This window comes from Sulfitobacter sp. HI0027 (assembly GCF_001634775.1).
Lineage (GTDB): Bacteria > Pseudomonadota > Alphaproteobacteria > Rhodobacterales > Rhodobacteraceae > Sulfitobacter.
Map to the genome: position 1 here is coordinate 1 of NZ_LWER01000136.1, position 218 is coordinate 218.

Annotated in this window: 1 protein-coding gene; it reads left to right on the forward strand. The window is 61.5% G+C overall.

What is annotated here, in order from left to right; all coding sequences use genetic code 11:
* Positions 1-218 (forward strand): FAD-binding protein (locus tag A3722_RS08165; protein ID WP_150120454.1); only part of this gene is annotated, 218 nt, incomplete at both ends.

Consider the following 218-nt stretch of genomic DNA (forward strand, 5'->3'; position numbering starts at 1 on the left):
CCTCAGCGTGACCGGCGCGGTAGAGGAGGATGGCTTCTTCTACGCGCCAGACCCTTCCAGCCAGTTGGCCTGCGCCATCGCGGGCAATATCGCGATGAATTCAGGCGGGGCGCATTGCCTGAAATACGGGGTCACCACCAACAACCTGCTGGGCGTCACGATGGTGATGATGGATGGCGACGTGGTTGAAATCGGCGGCGGCTATATGGATGCAGGCG